The organism is Vibrio sp. 10N.222.49.C9 (assembly GCF_041474985.1).
Classification (GTDB): domain Bacteria; phylum Pseudomonadota; class Gammaproteobacteria; order Enterobacterales; family Vibrionaceae; genus Vibrio; species Vibrio crassostreae_C.
This window is the reverse complement of sequence record NZ_JBFRVD010000430.1, coordinates 1-375: the sequence shown is the minus strand read 5'-3', so window position 1 is coordinate 375 and position 375 is coordinate 1. Positions and strand designations below refer to the sequence as shown.

At 48.8% G+C, this 375-nt stretch carries 1 pseudogene; it reads left to right on the top strand.

Going from position 1 to position 375, the window contains the following annotated elements:
• A pseudogene (locus AB4585_RS23830) lies at positions 1 to 375 on the top strand (transcriptional regulator MalT); the annotation flags it as partial.

Sequence of the window (375 nt, the reverse complement as noted above, 5' to 3'; positions counted from 1 at the left end):
ATGCTAGTACGTGTGGCAATGGGTAGAGGTGAGCTTGATAAAGCAGGTCGCTTTGTAAAGAACATCGAAGCATTACTAGCTGAATCAAACTATCACATCGATTGGTCAGCCAACGCATCGTTCTCACAAATCCTGTACTGGCAAGCCAGCAAGGACATCACAGCGATCCACAACTGGCTCATCCAAACAGAAACGCCAACAGACGCCACCAATCACTTTAACCAGTTGCAACTTCGCAACATCGCCCGTGCACAGATCGCCTGCGACATGCTAGAAGAAGCCGAAGACACCATAGCCTTCTTGCAAGAGCAAGCAAATACGCACGGCTTGGTCACCGATATCAACCGCAACCTGATTGTCGAAACAGTCCTAAAC